Genomic DNA, 19,569 nt, shown 5'->3' with positions numbered 1-19,569 from the left:
TTTTATTTAAAACGAAATTTTTAAACGGATAACAACGGCTGCTGCCGAACAATCGCGCGGATGATGGCGCGGTTGGGGTGTAACGCGGTTCTCAGCCTTTGCGATAGCGGATGCGGCAAGCCGAGTATTTCGGCTGCAATGGCGGCGGCGCAGATGGGGGCTGTCGCCAGTCCGCGCGTGCCGTGTGCCGTATTGATGTAGGCATTGGTCAGGTAAGGGCAGGGGATTTTGTCGAGGCGGTAGTTTTTGTCCAATGCCAGCTTGGCGTAGGCGGACTGCATGGCGGTGATGTCGCCGAGCGCGCCGACAACGGGCAAGTGGTCGAGGCTGTCGCAACGTAGGGCGGCATGGCCTTGTGTGTTTTGAAGGCCGTCTGAAAACGAATCTTGCTCAAACAGGGATTGTGCCAATGGCGGATTGAGCTGGTGCAGGGCGGCGCGGTTTTCGGTTTCTTCGTGCGGATACCAAGTTTCATCGTTGCTGTTGAGGATAAATGTTGCGCCGTAGCAGTGACGGCCTTGCCAGCTTGGGCTGATGTAGCTTTCGCCGGAAATGGCGCAACGCAGTTTTTGTGAAAACGGGCTGGCGGACACAACACCGGTTTGACCGCGGATTTGGCGGAAAGGCAGGGCGGAGACGTTGGTGTCGGCGGCAGTCGGGCTATGCGCGCCCATACAGTAAACGATATGGCTGGCATTGAAATACGCGTCTGGTGTGTGTGCTGTCCATTGTGAGCCGTCATACGATACGGCGGTCAGCGGCGAGTGTTCGTGCAACTCAATCAGCGGATGATTCAATAAGGTATGAACGACGGCGGGCGGATTCAGCCATACGCCTTGCGGCCAGTAAAGGCCGTCTGAAAATACGTTTATGCCTGCGATGGACGCAGCTTCTTCGGCAGATACGCTGTGGTAAAGGTGTTTATGCTGGTGTTGCAAAACCAAGGCTTGATTGCGTTTGCGTTCGCTGTCGTCAAAATTCAAATGCAATACGCCGTCGCCGCCCCATACGTCGGAGTCGGGCAGCAAGTCTTCCAACAATCGGCGCGTGTAGCCGTAGCCTGTCAGCAGCAGCTCGGTTTGTTCGGTATCGTGTGGCGAGATTTTGGCATAGAGTAAGCCTTGGCGGTTGCCGCTGCCTGCCTGCGCCGCTTTGCCTGCCTCCAAAACCGTAACGCGTACGCCGTGCTCCGCCAGTTTGTGCGCGGTTGCTGCGCCGGCAATGCCTGCGCCGATAATCAGGACGTGTTCGGGCACGGCTTGATGTTCGGGCCGTCTGAACCAAGGTTTTAGAGGAATAGGGGCGGATTGGGATATGGCTTCGGTTTGCCATTCTATATGATGGAAATGTTCGTGTAAGCGGTCGGCGCGGTGTGGCGGAACCAGCCAGAGATGCACATCAGGCAAGAGGTTTTCTAAAACATTGACGCTGTTGAACTGAAGGCATTTCATGGCTTGAGCGAGACGATTGTTCAGACGGCCTTCAAGCTCGGAGGGAAGATTTGACAGCGGAAAATCGGGAATATGGTTTTCAGGCAGGCAGACAATCAAATAAAGCGGCGCGGTATGTTGTTCGATCGCGCGGCAAAGGGTAGCAAGGGAAGGCGTGGTGTTCCAAGCAAGGCAGGTCATGATGAAAGGCCGTCTGAAAAAAGAGGCTTTATTGTAACGCGGTTTGCGCGGATAGAATATCCGAACGGGTTTTGATAGAATCGCATGATATTTTGATTTCCAATTGATTTTCATACAGGAATTTTATGCGCCGTCTTTTATTGTGCCTTCTCGCTTCCGGCTTGCCCATCGCTTGCTCGTCCGCGCCGCCGGATAACGGCAACAAAGCCGTTCAGTCCGCACGTTGGGCAACGCCCGTCAAACACGATGCCAACCTTTATCGTATCGACGACAAGCTTTACCGCAGCGAGCAGCCTGTTGCCGAAGATGGCGAAGCCATCGTCAAGCTGGGCATTCAAAGCGTGATCAACTTGCGCTTTTTCGACCGCAACGATGACGACCATTTGAAAGAGCATGGTTTGACCTTGCTAAACCGTCCGTTGCTGTCATGGAGCATTAAGCCGAAAGAGATTGCGGAAATCCTATACCTGATTGAAAAACAACAGCAAAACGGCGCAGTGCTCATTCATTGTTATCATGGCGCAGACCGTACCGGTTTGATTGCCGGAATGTACCGCATCATCTATCAAGGCTGGTCGGTGGAGGAGGCAAAAGTCGAAATGCAACATGGGCCTTACGGTTATCACAGCATTTGGAAAAACATTGCCAACCTGTTTACCGAAGAGAAAGTCAAGCAGGTTAAAATGCATTTGGAAGCCTTGCGAAAACGTGGTTAACATCAAGATTTAAATGATAAAAGGCCGTCTGAAAGAACAAATCTTTCAGACGGCCTTTAAAATGGCAGATTGCTTAAATAACAAAATCCGTAGTCGATAATTGAATGCTTTGATCCATATCGGCAGACGGGGTTTTGGACGAGCGGCCAACCGGTTTGGCGGGTACGCCGACAACGGTAATCGAAGACGGCACATCGGCAACCACCACGCTGCCTGCGCCGATTTTGGCATTTTCGCCGATACGGATGTTGCCCAAAATCGAAGCGTTCGCACCAATCATCACGCCATTGCCGATTTTCGGGTGGCGGTCGCCGCTTTCTTTGCCCGAACCGCCCAGCGTTACGCCGTGGAGGATAGAAATATTGTTGCCCAAGACGGCGGTTTCGCCGGCCACAAAACCGGTGGCATGGTCGAGCATCAAACCGTGACCGAAACGGGCGGCAGGGTGAATGTCAACACCGAAGACTTCCGACATGCGGTTTTGCAGGAAATACGCCAGCGTTTTACGGCCGTTTTGATAGAGCCAGTGGTTGATGCGGTGTGCCTGTACGGCGTGGAAACCTTTGAAATACAACAGCGGCAGCGAATATTCATCACAAGCTGGGTCGCGCTCGTAAATGGCTTTTAAGTCGGCCTCGACACATTTGCTGATACGGGTGTCCACGCTCAAAGCCTGCTGATAGATTTCAAACAGCGCGCGCACGTCCATAATCGGGCTACCGAGCTTGCTGGAAAGATGGTAGGCAAGTACCGAATCGAGCGAATCGTGGCGCAACACGGTTTGATGCAGGAAGCTTGCCAGCATCGGTTCGGCCGCAGCGGCCGCTTCGGTTTCTTCGCGAATGGTGTGCCACAGATTAAAATCGGTTGAATTCAAATGGTCTTTTTTCATATTCGAGGCCGTCTGAAGAATAAAATCAGATGGCTATCTTACCGTTTTCCAACGTCTTTTAACAAGGCATTTGATAATCGGTATTCAAATGCTTGAAGTTTTTTCAGACGGCCTTATATATGAAACATCGAATATCAACACGCTAAAAGGATGTCAGAAATGACGGAGCATAACGAACAACATCAGCACGAAGCAGAAGAAGCGGCAGCCGTAGAAACTGCCGAAACCGTTGAAACCGAACAAGCAGAACCGACTTACGAAGAGCTTCAGGCGCGTGTCGCCGAGTTGGAAGGTCAGCTCAAAGACAGCGAGCTGCGCGGTTTGGCAAATGAGCAAAACCTGCGTCGCCGCCATCAGCAGGAAATCGCCGACACCCATAAATTCGCCGGACAAAAATTTGCAGCAGAAATGTTGCCGGTTAAAGATTATCTCGAAATGGCGCTGCTCGACCAAAGCGGTAATTTCGATGCGCTGAAAATGGGCGTGCAAATGACTTTGAACGAGCTGCAAAAAGCATTTGATGCCACACACATTAAAGAAATCGACCCACAGCCGGGTGACAAACTCGATCCGCACCAACATCAAGCGATGCAGGCAGTCGTCAGCGAGCAAGAGCCGAATACCATCGTCAGTGTGATGAAAAAAGGCTACACACTATCTGACCGCGTGCTGCGTCCTGCGATGGTTGTCGTGGCGAAAAAAGAAGATTGAAGGAACCGCTTGATAAAGTTTATCAAGCATAAAATCTTCAGACGGCCTTATCCGGTTTCAAATTCCGATGTTCCGCTATTGGAAAATCATTCCGATAAACCGGAATTGGAAAATTAAAGCCGGCCATCTGAAAAAAGAATAAACGGCTTGTGGATAAATAAATCAAGTACTTGAATTTAATTTAAAAAAAAATTCAAATTAAGCCTTGAAAAAAAATGAAGCAACCTTATTTACAAGCCATCGGAACGAAATGTTCCACAGGATTATTAATTTAGAAAAGTTTATTTATTAGGAGCAACATAATATGGCAAAAGTAATCGGTATTGACTTAGGTACAACCAACTCTTGTTTGGCTATTTCTGAAAACGGTCAAACCAAAGTGATCGAAAATGCAGAAGGTGCACGCACCACTCCTTCCGTTATCGCTTATTTGGACGGCGGCGAAATCCTCGTCGGTGCGCCTGCAAAACGCCAAGCGGTAACCAACGCTAAAAACACTATTTACGCCGCCAAACGTTTGATCGGCCACAAATTTGAAGACAAAGAAGTTCAACGCGACATCGAATCTATGCCTTTCGAAATCATCAAAGCCAGCAACGGCGACGCATGGGTGAAAGCGCAAGGTAAAGAGCTGTCTCCTCCTCAAATTTCCGCAGAAGTTTTGCGTAAAATGAAAGAAGCCGCTGAAGCTTACTTGGGCGAGAAAGTCACTGAAGCTGTGATTACCGTTCCTGCCTACTTCAACGACAGCCAACGTCAAGCGACTAAAGACGCAGGCCGTATCGCAGGTTTGGAAGTAAAACGTATCATTAACGAACCAACCGCTGCCGCTTTGGCATTCGGTATGGACAAAGGCGACAACAAAGACCGTAAAGTAGCCGTATATGACTTGGGTGGCGGTACTTTCGATATTTCCATCATCGAAATCGCCAACCTCGACGGCGACAAACAATTCGAAGTATTGGCAACCAACGGCGATACTTTCTTGGGCGGTGAAGACTTCGACCAACGCTTGATCGACTACATCATTGACGAGTTCAAAAAAGAACAAGGCATTGATTTGAAACAAGACGTAATGGCTCTGCAACGTCTGAAAGAAGCTGCTGAAAAAGCCAAAATCGAATTGTCCAGCGGTCAGCAAACTGAAATCAACCTGCCATACATCACTATGGATGCAACCGGTCCTAAACACTTGGCCATGAAAATTACCCGTGCCAAATTTGAAAGCCTGGTTGAAGACTTGATCCAACGTTCTATCGAGCCTTGTAAAATCGCATTGAAAGATGCCGGCTTGAGCACCAGCGACATCGACGACGTGATTTTGGTCGGCGGTCAAAGCCGTATGCCGAAAGTACAAGAAGCCGTTAAAGCCTTCTTCGGTAAAGAGCCTCGTAAAGACGTGAACCCTGACGAAGCTGTTGCCGTAGGTGCAGCGATTCAAGGCGAAGTATTGAGCGGCGGCCGTAGCGACGTATTGCTGCTGGACGTAACTCCTCTGTCTTTGGGTATCGAAACCATGGGCGGTGTGATGACCAAGCTGATTCAAAAGAACACTACTATTCCGACTAAAGCGTCTCAAGTGTTCTCTACTGCCGAAGACAACCAAAGCGCAGTAACCATCCATGTACTGCAAGGAGAACGCGAACGCGCTTCTGCCAACAAATCTTTGGGTCAGTTCAACTTGACCGATATCGCACCTGCACCACGCGGTATGCCGCAAATTGAAGTTACTTTCGACATTGACGCCAACGGTATCTTGCACGTTTCTGCCAAAGACAAAGGCACCGGCAAAGCGGCCAACATTACCATCCAAGGTTCTTCAGGTTTGAGCGAAGAAGAAATCGAACGCATGGTGAAAGATGCCGAAGCCAATGCTGAAGAGGATAAAAAACTGACTGAATTGGTCGCTTCTCGCAACCAAGCTGAAGCCCTGATTCATTCTGTGAAAAAATCTCTGACTGACTACGGCGATAAACTCGACGCTGCTGAGAAAGAAAAAATCGAAGCTGCGTTGAAAGAAGCTGAAGAAGCAGTTAAAGGCGACGACAAAGCCGCTATCGATGCTAAAGCCGAAGCTTTGGGTACAGCCAGCCAAAAACTGGGCGAAATGGTTTACGCTCAAGCGCAAGCCGAAGCACAAGCAGGCGAGGGCGCACAAGCCGAGTCTTCTGCTAAGAAAGACGACGACGTTGTAGATGCCGACTTTGAAGAAGTAAAAGACGACAAAAAATAATTGATGCCGTCTGAAAAAAGCGCGAATCGAAAGGTTCGCGCTTTTTGTCGTTTGGGGAATGTGTAAAGACGCTTTGTCAAAATTGACGGTAAACTTTCAAAACCTTATTGCGTCATTGTGTTGCCATACTTCTATTGTCGAATTTTGAACAGATTTCGCCGACATCTGACAGCAGCTGACAGTTAAAGCCATTAATATTTGACCATCGCTTGAGTGCGAATAAATTCTTATTTTCACCTCAAATCGACCCCTTGAAAGAAGATAAATATGAAAAAACTGATTCAAATAACCTCTTTGATGGTTGCGGCTGCCGGCTTGGTATTGGCTCCTGTCGCTTCTGCACACGGCAAACACGAAATGCATCCGAAACAAGAACGTATGCACAAAAAAGCCAAACCGCAAAAAATGAAAAAACCTGCACCTAAAGCCAAACACCACGCAGCCAAGCCTAAACATCATCAAGAGCATCGCCACGACCATCATTAAGATGAATCCTCAACAATAAATAAGGCCGTCTGAAACCCAAACATCAGTTTTCAGACGGCCTTCGGTTTATCTGTCAAATAGCGCTTTGCCGTTTTTCTTGTGCCAAACGGGTCGGCTCCAGCCAGGCAATGTTTCTTTCTGCCAGCGCATCGCGCCAATAATCCAGTTTGGTATCCAAATCTTCAGAGAAACTGCCTTGATTCAAAAGTTGAATGATAACGCCGCCGTTCGTAGCTTCGGCCAAGCGGCTGATTTGACGCAAAATACCGCGATCGGGAACAGTTTGCGTGCGTACGCCGATGAGAAGTTGCGCCGGAGTTTGTTTCAATTCGGCTTCCAATTGTTCCAAATCTTTTCTGCCGGCGGCAACGCCTTTGTCTATCCACTCTTGCGCCAAAACGCCGGAAAACCAAAGCGGTTCAGGCCATTCCGTTTCCAGTGTAACTGCCCATTTGGGCGCATTATTCAGCGTAATTTTAGATGAAACGGGAACGATGTTTTCCTGAAAATCATCGGCATCAACAATCTTCGTTTGCCATGTGCGGAGAATGTTTTGATAGTAGGGCTGATTCAAATCCAAACGTTCGCGTAGGGTTTTTAAAGTAATCTTGCAAGCCAGCCAAGCAAGCAAGCGCGGCAGAATGCCATAGCAGATAATGCTGCCGATGAGTAAACCCGCCCAAGCGCGCGCATCTTCGATATGGTTGTTCAGACGGCCTGCAATCACAGCCTGACCGTCTGGAACAGGAAAGCCCAAACGTTCCGGCAGCCATGACAAAGCCTCAACCGTTTTCACCAATGCCGTATTACTTAAAAGCGTACTTTCCCAGTTGAACGTATATTGACGCACCAAAAGCAGCAGCAAAACAGAAACCAACATTCCCGACAGCGTGCATAGCCACAGACCGTGTGAAGTTGCACCAATCAGCCAACGCGTTTGCGGTTTGCGCCATTCATCCACATAAAGCCGCAAAATTGCCTGATTGACAGGATCTTTGCCTCGGAACCAAGTTGCCGGACTGCTGATAAAGTGCACATTTTTCAAATGCAGGAATAAAGTCGCCAGCCACACCAGCAGCATGACTGTATTCATGCCCAAAATCCCGGCCAATACCAGAAAAAAGTTCAGCCCCTGATTGTCCATCAAAAGATAAGTACTGGAAAAACCGACCGTAAACAACAACGTCGCCGCAACAATCCAAAGCCAAAACGAGCCTGTCTCCACCTGTTGCAACACATATTTCAAATGCTGGTCGCGGTCAATAATTTGGGCACGGTGTATCAGTTTTTCCTCGTTGCCGCCATCAATATGTCGCAACGCTTCCGTCGCCTGAACGGGATCTCCCGGAAAAATATAGGCACGTTCTTCAAGGATACGGACCAATTCGACAAGTTTTTGCGATGGATTCAACATAAATGATAGGCCGTCTGAAAGATAAGTGGAAACGTCTGTTATACCCCCAAATAAACCCCTTTTTTGCAAAGGTCAAAAAATTAAAAGCAGTTTTGATTTTGAATAGGGTATATAGTGGAATAGATGTAAAAAAAGCAGCCCGAAAGCTGCTCATTTTGAGTGTGGTGCGGACGGAGGGACATGAACTAAAGAGATAATTCATTGTTTTATATTATAAAAATAATAAAGCAATTCAAATATCCCCACAAATATCACCACATTTTGCAAAGGTCAAAAAATAATTTAGCAGTCTAGTGCCGGTCATTATAACTTTTTTTGGTGCGTGTTGTTATTTGAGTGATTAGGCCGGCGGCTTCCATCTCAAATTTAAAACGCTATATATATATATACAAAATGCACTGGTTACTCTGGTTACTTGGTTACCAGCCCCTAAAAACCTTTATAAATCAACGATAATGCGGTAACAAGTTATGCTCTTGTCATTGGTTACCAGTGCCGGTTAAGTGGTTACCCGCCGCCTTTTGCTTTCTTTTCATGGACTTGCAAAAATCTAGGGACTGCGTTATTACGCGCGCGCGCGTATTGGTGTCGAAATTATTTATTCCACTGCCTGCCTTTTGGGTAGATATGGCGTAAATAGACTAAAATTGCGCTGTAAACGTGTTTCATTGATTGGGTAGCAACTGTATTTTTGCCAGACGGGGTGAAAAATACAGTTGCTACACCTTGGTTTTAAAGAACGCGGTTAGCGAGGATGCAGGCTACGGCTTACTTTTTTTTGTTGTGTGCTTTAAGCCATTTTTGCATTTGTTCAATTTCCGCTTGTTGTGCGTTAATAATATCCTCAGCAAGCTTACGCATTTCAGGATCCTTTCCGTATTTTAATTCAACTTCCGCCATTTTTACTGCGCCAATATGGTGTGGCAGCATACCTGCTGCAAAAGCAACATCAGGATCTTTATATTGCGCAGCTGCCATCATGTCTTGATTCATTTGATCCATACCTTGCATTAATTCTTGTTGCATTGCAGAACCTGTCGACATTTGCATATTCATGTGTGCTTGATGCGGTTGCTCATTAGCTTGGGCATAATTTGAAATTGCAATAGCGCTAAGTGTGATAAAAGTCATAAGTTTTTTCATGTTTTTCGCCTATGTGATAACTAAAGGAACACAAATCATAAACTTTGACCTAGGGTTAAAGTCAATATTTATTTCGATACACAAGGGTTGGTATAAGGAAAGGGGCAAACAGTCCTAATTTTTGAAATTTAGGGGCTTCCTGTTGATTTTATGCTTTCTTGGTTGGTCTGCCTGAATGTTTGGACGTAAAAAAGCCCGCCATTGTCGGTAATAGCGGGCTTGCTCTTGGTTATTCGTCAAAGTCGGGCGGGGCTTCTCCCATCAAAACATAGAATCGGCTTGCACTGCCGTTGCGTTTGCGCTGGTGTTGCCATCTGCCGTTATCGGCTTTTTTTAACCATTCGTGATCATGTAGGACTTCACACACTTTACGCAGGCTATATCCTTTACAGACTTCATTTTCAAAGGTAAAGGGGATTATCCAATATTCATCTATGCTTCCCTCTTGTTTCCGATAACCTGCGTGATTTTGGTTTGTGGTTTGGGCGTTCCAGTCTGAAAAGCGCATAGATAGGGCGTTAACGTCCATAAAGGCGGTTACTTGCTCAATGATTCGGCGGTCTTCGCGGTTTCCTGTGCCGTTTTCTTCAAGCCATTCATTGAAACACTGCCTTACTCCTGCTTCTCCTGCTCCTTGTCTCATGCCGGTAATAGGGGCGGCATATTCCAAGACGGCGGCCAAAAGGGCGAAGCGGCGGGCAATTCTTCGCGCCTGTCCCTCCATTGGTGGTAAGGTCTCAAGGAATCGGGCGCGGCTAGCTTCTACGGCTTGGGCGGCGGCTTCTTTTCCATCTTTGAGGATTTGGCGGATAAGGGCGCGGCCTGCTGTTCCTCGTTGCTTGGCTGTGGCTTGGTTGATATGCTCCGACAGTTTCGCGCCATCTGCGAAGCCGTGTAACGTGTCGTAAATGCCATATCTTGCCTCTGCTTGTATGTCAGGCAATCTAACATGGTTACCCGCTTTCCATTGGGCGCGGTCTCCTATCAGGCTTTCCGGGTTTATTTCGCCGGTCGAAAGTATCAGATTGCGCCATGTTTTCTGTCTGCGGTTGCCGCCATCTTTTGCGCCCTGTGTTTTTGAAACGCCGTTGATAACGCTGTAAACCATTTGCGGGATTTTTCGGGGGTCGGCTGTTTGCCCGATTTCATCTAACACTAGCAAGCCATCATTACGGGCTAAAGCTAAATTCTGTAAGCCAAGCGGGGTAGTGTCCCAATTGCCTTTAGTGGTTTCAGGGTCTCCCCATACACTCAAGGCAAGCCGCGCGGCGGTTGTTTTGCCTTTTGAGGAATCGCCCGCTAAATGGAAACCGCCTCCCTCTTCGTTCAAAAGTGCCAAGAATGGCGCGGCCATGCTTAAACCTAAAGCAAGGCATAGGCGGCTATTGTTCTCTGCGTATCGCGCGGCCTGTTCCTGCCATTTCTTGAGGCTGCCTTTTTCTGTGTAACCGTCTTTTTGGCTGTTGTCTCCGTTGTATAGAATATTTGCGCCGTCTGCGTTAACGGCTTCCCCGCCTGCCAGTATGTAGGCTTCCCCGTTCCACCCGGCGCGGTCGGTAATGGTAAAGGCCGCCTGGCTTCCCTCTTTCTGCAAATAGTCTGCCAGTTTTTCCCTTTTTGCCCGCCCGCTCATGATGACTAGGCCGAAATTCTGCAAACGCTGCCAGCCTTGAACTGTGCCGATTTCTGCTTGTGGTAGGGCGGCGGTTTTATGCCGGCGTGTGATTTTGTCTTTAAACTTGATAATCTGATAATACGCGCCGTCATTGTCTTGCCCCGTGCCTATAATGTCGATAGGGTCGGAAAGAAATAGCGGCTCTGCTTCGATAATATCGCCGTCTTTGTCGGTTCTAACGTTTACCCACCATACGCCCCGATTATCGATTTCAAAGTGAGGGCGTGGGCGGAATGGCTCGGCATTTTCAAGGTTGTAATCGTTGGTGCTTTCCTGCTTCGCTGTTTCGGTATTTTTCATGCTGTCTGTCCTCCGAAATGATTGTCTGATTGCTTCTTCTCGTTCAGCTCGTCCAGTGCGTCATAGCCTGGCGTTTTGCTTTGCCATATGCTCGCCTTGATTCCCTGCTTAATGGCTCGCATTGCCAAGTCATAAGCGGCTCTGTAACCAACGGGGCGGGGCGTGTCGTTATCGGCAGTAATTGCAATTTCTTTTATACCGTTCGGAAAGTGAAAATTAGTCATGCCGCTTGTACTTAAGGCTGCGTATAAGCCCCAATCGTAAGCCTTGTACAATTCACGGGCGGCAAGGGCGGTTTCTATGCCCTCTGCAATGACAAGACGGCCATTTTCAGGAATCGGGAACAAGTGGACGGCTTGCCCCGATATGCTGCCTTTCTTACGGCTTCTCATTTTCTTTGCCGGTAATGTTTCGCCCGTTTCAGGGTGTTTGATTGCCAGTTTCTGATAGCGCGGGGCGTGTAGTCCGTCCTCTCCGCATGGCTTGTCATAGCTAGGCTGTAAATAGGTTAGGTGTAAGCCTTGTAGCTCTTCGTCCATATCGCGGATAGCGCAAACCATACAGGGGAAACGGCCAAGCAAAAGCGGCTTATTCGCGCCCGTTGTCCAATAGTCTTTTTCAGGTAGAAAACGGACGTTTTCGGGCAAATGCGCCATGTCCAAACCGCGTGATTTCAAATACTGGATAACAGGGGAATCGGGGCGGATAGGTTCTGTGCTTCTCCACAATTCGGCCAGTTTCTCGATTTGGTCTTTTTCGGGGCATGGTTGCGCTTGTGGGTGTTTGGGCGGTATCGGCAAAGGGTCTGCATTATCCATGCCTAAAACGCCTGAAACCTGCTTTAAGGCCGTCTGAAAATCACACCCGAAAAAGTGCATTACCAAGCCGAAACCATCGCCCGCGCCGTTGTTGTAATGGCTGCAAATGAATGTGCCGTTTCCGTCCTTGTCGTCATATCTGAAACGGTCTTTCCCTCCACACGCGGGGCAGGGCTGGTGTTTGTTTTTCAGGTATCGCGTGTCTATGCCTAATGCCGCGTGTATTTCCGGCCAGTGGTATTGTGCGGCGGCTTTAATGTCTTGATATGTTGGCTTCATTGCTCTGCCTCCTCTGTTACAGGTTCTAAAACGATTCCGGCTGTCGGGTCTGTTTCCCATATTGCGGGCGTTTCCGGCTCTAGTTGCTCCGTGTCGGCGTGGGCGGGCTGGTTACAGGCTCGGACTACCAAAGCCAAAAGCAACACCCAAAACACCAGCAAGGCGCGGTTTAAATACCGGCGGAAACGGTCTGATTTATTGGTCTGTTTCATGGTTTATCCTTTGCTATGCCTCCAGTGTTTCAAAACGTGAATCTAATAAAATCAATAAGTTATAAAAACACTAGGGCGAAGTTTGCCCTATGCCGTCTGAAATAGGCGGCATAAAGGCGGGTAAATTTCAGGGAATAGGTGGGCTTAACCGGCGTGGGTTACGCTGTAAGCAGCCCATTCTTTCAGGCCGTCTGAATCGTCAGGGCGCGGGGACGGGGTCAGTTTGAATGTATCCCGCAAGCTCGGATGACAAATCGAAAGATTCCAAGTTTTCCGCATGGGGGACTAGGGTTTGAATGACTGTGGCAAGTCGTGCCGTGCTTCCGCTCGCACTTATGGGGGTGTCGCGGACGGAATGGTCGGCCATGTTGTCGCAAATGGTGTCGATGATTGCGCCCGTATTGGCGATAAATTCGCCGCCGTAGTACAGCGCGTTCATAATGCGGTTTGCCAGCTCTAAGGGGATGGTTACCGTTTGGGCTTGATTTTGAATGGTTTGGATTTGGGTAGAAGTGCAAGATTGCATTTGAAATGCTCCTAATCGTAAAGTGAGATTTGAGAAATGCCCGAAATAGGGGGCGGTGCTCTCTCCTGCGATTAGTCAGGCGTGGACGTTGCCGTTACCACACACCGCCATAAACTTTGATACGCCGTCCAAAGCCTGTGGATAGGCTTCAAACGCCATAGGGGAAAATGGCGATAAAAAATCAGCGTTTACCCTGCTGATTTGGGCTAATCGTATTTGAGAGAGAAACTAAATTCTGCTTCTCAAAGCTCAATCTGTCAAATAGTTTTTTACGGGATTAGACGGCGTTATGCTTACTCTTTCCCGACACCAGCAAAGAAAACCGCCCGCATTTCACGGTCTCCCCGAATTGGTTTTGCACTTCTTCCATCACGGTTATGATTTCATGCCCGGCTCTGCGAAGCTCCATAATGCGTGTGTTATAGCTAAGTATGCCCATCTGTGCCAGCTCCCATGAAGTAACGCTCCCTTTTCTCAATCGAGCTAAAATGCGCTCTCTTTGGCTTGGCGTTTTGGCCTTAATACTGCTAGAATAATTTTTCATAATTTTTTACCTCTTAATTTGTTTGGCCGTCTGAATGTCCGTTCAGGCGGTTTTATTTTGTCTAAAGGGATAGATTCCCGCTGATTCTTCGCGCGCGCGCGTATTGCTACGAAAACTCCTACTCTTCACGCTTGGCGGCCAGTTTGTTGAGATACTCTTCAATCTCACTGGAAAGCCAGCCGGTAATATTTTCAGAAAGTTTGATAGGCTTAGGAAAATCAGGGCGGTGATGGCGGCTCTTAGGGTTTACCCAATTCCAGATAGTCGCTCGTGAAACACCCATAACGCGGGCGGTATCGTTTACTCTTAATACAGTGTTATTCATTGATTGCCTTTCTTAGTCGGGGTTATATGACAGGCAAAAGAATAGCCGCCTCTGTGGGCGGCTTCTAGGAAGTAGCTTGCTGATTTCCTGTAATAGCTAGCTGATTTCCTGTAATAGCTAGCTGATTTCATGAAATGAACTAGTTGATTTCATGTTTGATATACGAAAAAGCCCGCGTAATGCGGGCGGAGGATTATGCTATAGCAAATTTTGCAATCAGAAGCTTAACTTCCCTGCTGGCATATTGTGATGTTGAAGCCCCGGCAATGATACGCCCCAACAGTTGTTCGCTACATGGTGATTTCACGGAGAATATCCCTTCGTGCACACGGTTTTCTATGTGTTCGACGGCATCAATCCTTGCATCACGGTAGCGGACATAACTGTCATGTTGGACAAAAGGATGTTCTCCCTGCCTGATGATGCAGGCATTATCATATGGGATATTTTCCCGGATAGAAGAAATGCCGACAGAAAGAACCTGCGGCTTATTCCCACGGTTGGGCAGAATACACGGATTGACTAGGATGGTAAATAAGTGTTGGTAGCTATTTGGACCGGATGGGATGAGTAGGCATTCTCCTTGCCTGCATTGCCACGATTGAGGCATACCGTCTCCTACCCGAAAGCGCGATTGATGTAAGCCTGTTCTTCCAGTCTTTCTACAATCGCTACGGCTTGTTCGTCATCATAACCAAGCACAGACAACAGTTTTTTGATGGGAATTGGGCGGCTTGAGCCGTGAGGGTCTTCCCATTCCGGGCATAACCCGTTGTGGGTCATGTTGCGCAGATCCCATGCGGAATAATGGCCGTAATTCTCCCAAACCGATTCCAGTACTTCCAAATCGGTTTCGGATAATGCCAATAAGTCTTCCTCGGGCGTCCGAATCATACTTGGATCGCGTAAGGCAAGCATTCTGTTTTCGCGGTCGCTAACCCACGTTGCCCATCCGTTTGGAACGGACTCATGTCCGCCGTTAATGAAATCCAAGGTCATGGAGAGTACCGGGCCATGCGGCATTGAAACCAATGCGTCACCTGTCAGGCCTTCTCCGAAGCGCAAAAAAGACTCACGTTCAGCCAAGTACATCAGCTTCATCAGCTTCAGTACTTCAAGCCTGCCGTTTGCCTTGTACAGCATGAAGGCGGCCGCTTGGGCAGCCTTTGGCTCTTGGAAAATGGTATCGTTGTGCGGTTTCATACTTTTAATTATATGCGGTTGTTTGTAAAGCAGGCAATCTAAATCTGGCACATTTCCGTACATTTTACATCTTTTCGATATATCTCAGCATATTCCTCAATCCGACACGAACCGTTTGTGTCGTTTCAGGTTCGGCGAGGTGTGAAAAAGCCCGCGTGTGCGGGCGGGTTGAATGGGGTGGGCTATGCCTGATTCATGGCGATCAGGGCGGCTTCTAGGAAGTAGCTTGCTGATTTCCTGTAATAGCTTGCTCATTTCATATTTTTAAAGTTGTCTATCCATTTAAGTATCGTTTTTTCTGTTGGCTCTCCAGGCGCGGGAATAACTCCTGAAGCAATTAAATCTCTTATCAATTTGTACAATGTCGTTTTGCCGCCCTTTTGTTTCAGAATATCTTGTTTTTCTTCTAGTAGCTCATTCACTGCTGTTATCGTGCCGGCTTTTTCGTAAGGGCTTTGCTTGGCGCGTCCTCCTTTTCGGGCAGCTTCTATAAGAGATTCATCCGGATTGGCTTCAAGTTCTATCGCTCCCAAAGAAGCGGTTATAAAGTTTGCAAGTCCTTGAAATTTATAAAACCTATCTTCGTAACTAAGGCCATCAAATTCTGTTACATAATCAAAAATGGCTTTTGCTGTAAAGAAATTCAGCATATTTACGGCTGTTTCCCAATCTGCATCATCAAGTATAAAGGATTCAAAAGGGTTTAGTTCCTCCAGATAATTATATGGCTGGTTATATTCCTCCTCATATCTTTTAATAGCTTCCAAACATTTTTGTTCAGTTCGTTCAATTTCTTTTATGCCTTTTATTATCCAGCCGAAAAATTCAGGCTGTTCTAAATGCTTGAAGTCATGGAAAGCCCTGATTACAACTCTTTCAGCGTTAAACCAATATATCCCCAATGCTTCATAGAACATTTTTGAGTTTTTTATTTGATAAATAGCGTTGTATTTTTCATGGTCAAGACAGGATTTATCATCGCTATCTGTACTAAAAAACATATGATCAATAGGATATTCATCTACCACGTCATTTATCTGCTCAATAGGTTTGTCATCTGTAAAGTCAGTCATTTGCTTATATCTCCTTTGTTGTAACCACAAAAAGGGCTTAGAAGTTTCACGCCTCAATGCTCAATACCGGCGGCCGTTGCGTGTTGCTCCGTGTCGGTATCATCTCTCACGTCCAAGCCAACCAACGAAAGCAAAACATCTAATGCACTGTATTTCATAGGGTTAATTTCTTTCTGTATAAAATGGTAACCAGTGGTAACCAGTTGGTAACCAGTAAATTTACGTTAACTGGTTACCGCTTTTTCTTTGTATTTATATTTATATTCATATAGTTATATTTGTTAAATTTTGTGGTAACCAGTGTAACCACTATATTTACTCACGCGCATAGGGAATTTTTAAACCGTCCTGCTCTCTTGGATCATCTGTAATGCCTGGTTGTATTGCTCCCGCAAATAGTCGCTATACCATTGCATAAACTCGATACGCTGGGGCATATACTCGGCCATGTAGGCGTATGAATCCTTTGTTTTATCTTCTTCAACGTGGGCAAGCTGAATCTCGATTGCGCCGCCGTTGAAGTTGTTTTCATAAAGCAAACTACTTGCTACTGCTCTGAAGCCATGCGGCGTGGCCTTGCCCTTGTAGCCTAGCTTCTCGTTAATGATTTTTCCTAGCGTGTTCTCGCTGATATGGCGGTTTACGCTGGTTCTACTTGGAAACATAAACCGGCTATGCCCTGTCAGCGTGTGTAACTCTTGTAGCAGCTCTATCGCCCAATCAGAAAGAGGAACACATAAAGCGGGCTTGGGCTTCATCTTTTCATGCTTCATTCTTTCAGCGGGAATGATCCAACGCTTGTTTTTAAAATCCACTTCTTGCCATTGCCCGCTGCGCAATTCGTTATTTCTCACAAACACCAGCATGATCAGCATGATGGCAATTTTGTTTTGCCGCTCTATGTTGGTTGCCAGTATCAAGCGGCGGTAAAACTCCGGCAATTCTTCACGGGGCAGGGCGGGTTTATGTTTGGTGGGTAAATTGGGAATGTGATTTTTCAACAGGCGGGCTGGGTTGTTTTCTGAAATTTCCAGCATGGCGGAATAGTCAAAAACCGCCCCGATCCAGCCCCTGATTTTGTCGGCGGTATCAGTAACGCCCCTTGCCATAATGTCATCAAGCAAGTTTTTGATGTGGGTTACCTTGATTTCATTAACGGGGATTTCTCCAATGACTGGGAAAACGTCATTTTTCAAATAACGCATGATCCGCTCGGCGTGGTGTTCTTTCCAGCGGGGCAAATTGTCCTTGTGCCATTGCTTGGCCAAATGCTCAAAAGTATTTAACAAGGCGGCTTGCTGGGCTGCTTTGGCTTCTTGCTTGGCTTTGGTAGGGTCTTGCCCTTGTGCAATCATGCGGCGGGCGTTTTCGGTGGCTTGTCGGGCTTCTACCAGTGAAACGGCTGGATATTTCCCGATAGTGAAGTCTTTATCTTTGCCATTCATGCGGTATCTCATGCGGAATATTTTCCCGCCCGCTGGCGTAATTTCAAGATATAGGCTGTTTCCGTCAAATAACTTAACTTTCTTTCCAGTGTTAGACGGTTTGGCAGCTTTAATTTGGCGGTCGTTTAGTGGCATTGTGGGGATGTTTTTCAGTGGTTTTGGCTGATTCCCTGAATCATACCCACAATTTGTGGTTTACTCAATTAAACGGCATTATTTGTATTAGACGATTAGAAAGCGGTTGAACGGCCTTAAGGCATTGATATTACTGGGATTGGTTGCCCGTGTTGGGCGAGATTAGACGAAAAAAAAGCCCCGTAAAGGGGTTGGGTGGTGCGGACGGAGAGACTCGAACTCTCACACCTCGCGGCGCCAGAACCTAAATCTGGTGCGTCTACCAATTTCGCCACGTCCGCACTAATTTGAACCGTGGATTATACACAAGATTAATGGGGGTGCAAAGTCTTGTTTGCTTGAATTTTTCGGCTTATCCCTTATATAATGGTTTATTCCGGCCGTCTGAAAGCAGGGTTTGTTTTCAGACGGCCTCAACTTTACTATTGGTGAGGAAGGGCAGATGCCTGCTTTATTGATTAAAGATTTTTTGCAGACGCAAGGTTTGAAGTTGTCTGCGGATGATATACATGTTGCTTATTTGACTGCCCAGGCTGTGATTAAAATGGGCAATGCTTCGGTTGAGCGTTCGATTTTGTGGCCGTCTGAAAATGGTTGGCAGTTGGCGGATTATGTCGATGCCGAACATGAATGGTTGCTGAAACAGATTTTTATGGCTTTGGACTCAGTTGCCGAGCGCACTGAGCATTTGAAAAGCGCAGCAGTTTATACAGCGTTTCCGAAAGATGGCGCGTTGTCGCTGGTTCGTCTGTGCCGCTGGGGCGTGCCGTTGGAAAATGTGATTCCAATCGACGAGCAGGCCGGACAGGCTTTTTTGGCTGTGCGTACGGCACAAAGCGGTTGGATGAATGTTTGTCAGAATGTGGCGTATTGGCAGGAAATTGGTGAATTGTCGAACGAACGCAATCATCCTGGTTTGAGTCAGATTTCTGTTCCTGTCTGTATGCCCAGCGGTGCGGTTTTGGGTGTGGTACATGCCGAGTTTGATGTCAAAGACGGCGCGCCCGATGAAGTATTGGTGGCTTGGATTGCCCTTGCCTTGGCGCTGTCGGATTCTTTGAAAAATCTGTTGGGCGTGGCTGAAAACGAGGAAGCGGAAAATGAGTAACGCGTTGAAGTTTGTCGCGTCATGCCGTTTGCCTACGGAATGGGGCGAATTTACCATGCACGGCTTTGAAGAAGAGGGCGGGCAGGAACATGTCGCATTGACGATGGGCGATGTTTCAGACGGCCTGCCTGTGTTGTCGCGTATTCATTCCGAGTGCTTGACCGGCGATGCTTTATTTTCGGTGAAATGTGATTGTGGCCCTCAGCTTCAAGCGGCGATGCAAGCCGTTCAGAAAGAAGGGCGTGGCGTTATCGTATATTTGCGCCAAGAAGGCAGGGGCATTGGTTTGATAAACAAAATCCGTGCTTATCGTCTGCAAGATCAGGGCTTGGATACGGTTGAGGCCAATGTAGCGCTCGGCCTTCCTGTTGATGCGCGCGACTTCACTTTGGCTAAGCAGATTTATGATTGTCTGCATATTCGGGAGGTCAGATTGTTGACCAATAATCCTGAAAAAATCCAAACGTTGAAAGATTCCGGCATTAATGTGGTCGAACGGATTGCATTACATGTCGGCGAAAATGTGGAAAATGAGCGTTATCTGCATACTAAAGCGGATAAATTGGGGCATTTGATTTTTGATTGATAGATAGGCATAACGGTGTTTTTTGCGATTAAATAAAATATTCTATATTCTTTCAATGGGATATATTTTTATTTAAATAAAAACCTTGCGCGTAGCCTGATTTTTTGATTTAAT

At 47.4% G+C, this 19,569-nt stretch carries 20 protein-coding genes and 1 tRNA gene; 6 read left to right on the top strand and 15 right to left on the bottom strand.

From position 1 onward, the window contains the following. Window positions 1–20: 20 nt before the first annotated feature. Window positions 21–1,631 (bottom strand): FAD-dependent 5-carboxymethylaminomethyl-2-thiouridine(34) oxidoreductase MnmC, encoded by a 1,611-nt coding sequence (gene mnmC / locus ACTHUR_RS09950; protein ID WP_440361279.1) that lies wholly within the window; start codon window positions 1,629–1,631, stop codon window positions 21–23. Window positions 1,632–1,756: 125 nt separating this feature from the next. Here mnmC and ACTHUR_RS09945 point away from each other — a divergent pair, with 125 nt between their 5' ends. After that, window positions 1,757–2,347: a tyrosine-protein phosphatase gene (locus tag ACTHUR_RS09945; RefSeq protein ID WP_440361280.1), complete on the top strand. Its 591-nt coding sequence runs from the start codon at window positions 1,757–1,759 to the stop codon at window positions 2,345–2,347. Between the two features lie 73 nt (window positions 2,348–2,420). Here the strand turns inward: ACTHUR_RS09945 and cysE are convergent, their stop codons facing one another. Then, on the bottom strand, window positions 2,421–3,239 hold the full coding sequence (gene cysE, locus ACTHUR_RS09940; protein WP_004520667.1) for a serine O-acetyltransferase: 819 nt from the start codon (window positions 3,237–3,239) through the stop codon (window positions 2,421–2,423). Window positions 3,240–3,389: 150 nt separating this feature from the next. Between cysE and grpE the strand changes: the two genes are divergently transcribed. The 3 genes from grpE to ACTHUR_RS09925 all read left to right on the top strand — a co-directional run bounded on the left by grpE (window position 3,390) and on the right by ACTHUR_RS09925 (window position 6,669). Then, on the top strand, window positions 3,390–3,950 hold the full coding sequence (gene grpE / locus ACTHUR_RS09935; RefSeq protein WP_440361281.1) for a nucleotide exchange factor GrpE: 561 nt from the start codon (window positions 3,390–3,392) through the stop codon (window positions 3,948–3,950). A gap of 304 nt (window positions 3,951–4,254) precedes the next feature. Then, window positions 4,255–6,183 carry a molecular chaperone DnaK gene (dnaK, locus tag ACTHUR_RS09930; RefSeq protein WP_440361282.1) on the top strand — a complete coding sequence of 643 codons (1,929 nt, stop codon included), beginning with the start codon at window positions 4,255–4,257 and terminating at the stop codon, window positions 6,181–6,183. A gap of 267 nt (window positions 6,184–6,450) precedes the next feature. Further along, window positions 6,451–6,669 carry a hypothetical protein gene (locus ACTHUR_RS09925; protein ID WP_440361283.1) on the top strand — a complete coding sequence of 73 codons (219 nt, stop codon included), beginning with the start codon at window positions 6,451–6,453 and terminating at the stop codon, window positions 6,667–6,669. A gap of 73 nt (window positions 6,670–6,742) precedes the next feature. Here ACTHUR_RS09925 and ACTHUR_RS09920 read toward each other — a convergent pair whose 3' ends face one another. The 13 genes from ACTHUR_RS09920 to ACTHUR_RS09860 all read right to left on the bottom strand — a co-directional run bounded on the left by ACTHUR_RS09920 (window position 6,743) and on the right by ACTHUR_RS09860 (window position 18,042). Beyond that, complete coding sequence (locus ACTHUR_RS09920; protein WP_440361284.1) at window positions 6,743–8,083, bottom strand: DUF2868 domain-containing protein; 1,341 nt, start codon at window positions 8,081–8,083, stop codon at window positions 6,743–6,745. Window positions 8,084–8,851: 768 nt separating this feature from the next. Next, entirely contained in the window at window positions 8,852–9,226 is a 375-nt protein-coding gene (gene copM / locus ACTHUR_RS09915; protein ID WP_070440423.1) for a CopM family metallochaperone, read from the bottom strand. A 229-nt stretch (window positions 9,227–9,455) separates the two neighbouring features. Continuing rightward, window positions 9,456–11,201, bottom strand: a complete 1,746-nt coding sequence (locus ACTHUR_RS09910; protein ID WP_440361285.1) for a DUF927 domain-containing protein — start codon at window positions 11,199–11,201, stop codon at window positions 9,456–9,458. After that, window positions 11,198–12,298 (bottom strand): DUF7146 domain-containing protein, encoded by a 1,101-nt coding sequence (locus ACTHUR_RS09905; protein ID WP_440361286.1) that lies wholly within the window; start codon window positions 12,296–12,298, stop codon window positions 11,198–11,200. Before ACTHUR_RS09905 ends, ACTHUR_RS09910 begins: the two co-directional genes overlap by 4 nt. Beyond that, window positions 12,295–12,510, bottom strand: coding sequence for a hypothetical protein (locus tag ACTHUR_RS09900; RefSeq protein WP_049344711.1), 216 nt, complete (start codon window positions 12,508–12,510; stop codon window positions 12,295–12,297). The genes ACTHUR_RS09905 and ACTHUR_RS09900 overlap by 4 nt, the downstream gene beginning before the upstream one ends. A 199-nt stretch (window positions 12,511–12,709) precedes the next feature. After that, window positions 12,710–13,036: a hypothetical protein gene (locus tag ACTHUR_RS09895; RefSeq protein WP_070646041.1), complete on the bottom strand. Its 327-nt coding sequence runs from the start codon at window positions 13,034–13,036 to the stop codon at window positions 12,710–12,712. Window positions 13,037–13,313: 277 nt separating this feature from the next. Further along, the gene (locus ACTHUR_RS09890; protein ID WP_070587516.1) at window positions 13,314–13,580 is read right to left on the bottom strand and encodes a helix-turn-helix domain-containing protein; all 267 of its coding nucleotides are present in this window, start codon (window positions 13,578–13,580) and stop codon (window positions 13,314–13,316) included. Window positions 13,581–13,698: 118 nt separating this feature from the next. Next, entirely contained in the window at window positions 13,699–13,905 is a 207-nt protein-coding gene (locus ACTHUR_RS09885; protein WP_070587518.1) for a helix-turn-helix transcriptional regulator, read from the bottom strand. A gap of 193 nt (window positions 13,906–14,098) precedes the next feature. Next, on the bottom strand, window positions 14,099–14,515 hold the full coding sequence (locus ACTHUR_RS09880; RefSeq protein WP_070587521.1) for a hypothetical protein: 417 nt from the start codon (window positions 14,513–14,515) through the stop codon (window positions 14,099–14,101). Between the two features lie 8 nt (window positions 14,516–14,523). Then, a complete protein-coding gene (locus ACTHUR_RS09875) occupies window positions 14,524–15,108 on the bottom strand; it encodes a Panacea domain-containing protein (protein WP_083300551.1) in 585 nt (194 codons plus the stop codon). Between the two features lie 251 nt (window positions 15,109–15,359). Further along, on the bottom strand, window positions 15,360–16,181 hold the full coding sequence (locus ACTHUR_RS09870) for a hypothetical protein (protein WP_070587524.1): 822 nt from the start codon (window positions 16,179–16,181) through the stop codon (window positions 15,360–15,362). A 338-nt stretch (window positions 16,182–16,519) separates the two neighbouring features. Continuing rightward, window positions 16,520–17,761 (bottom strand): tyrosine-type recombinase/integrase, encoded by a 1,242-nt coding sequence (locus ACTHUR_RS09865; protein ID WP_150540677.1) that lies wholly within the window; start codon window positions 17,759–17,761, stop codon window positions 16,520–16,522. A gap of 196 nt (window positions 17,762–17,957) precedes the next feature. Next, a tRNA-Leu gene (locus ACTHUR_RS09860) sits at window positions 17,958–18,042 on the bottom strand. Window positions 18,043–18,203: 161 nt separating this feature from the next. Between ACTHUR_RS09860 and ACTHUR_RS09855 the strand changes: the two genes are divergently transcribed. Further along, window positions 18,204–18,869: a hypothetical protein gene (locus ACTHUR_RS09855; RefSeq protein ID WP_070695313.1), complete on the top strand. Its 666-nt coding sequence runs from the start codon at window positions 18,204–18,206 to the stop codon at window positions 18,867–18,869. Then, on the top strand, window positions 18,862–19,455 hold the full coding sequence (gene ribA, locus ACTHUR_RS09850; protein WP_070695314.1) for a GTP cyclohydrolase II: 594 nt from the start codon (window positions 18,862–18,864) through the stop codon (window positions 19,453–19,455). Before ACTHUR_RS09855 ends, ribA begins: the two co-directional genes overlap by 8 nt. Window positions 19,456–19,569: the final 114 nt, after the last annotated feature.

The organism is Neisseria sp. P0021.S007, assembly GCF_051956855.1.
This window is presented reverse-complemented; position numbering and strand designations above follow the sequence as displayed.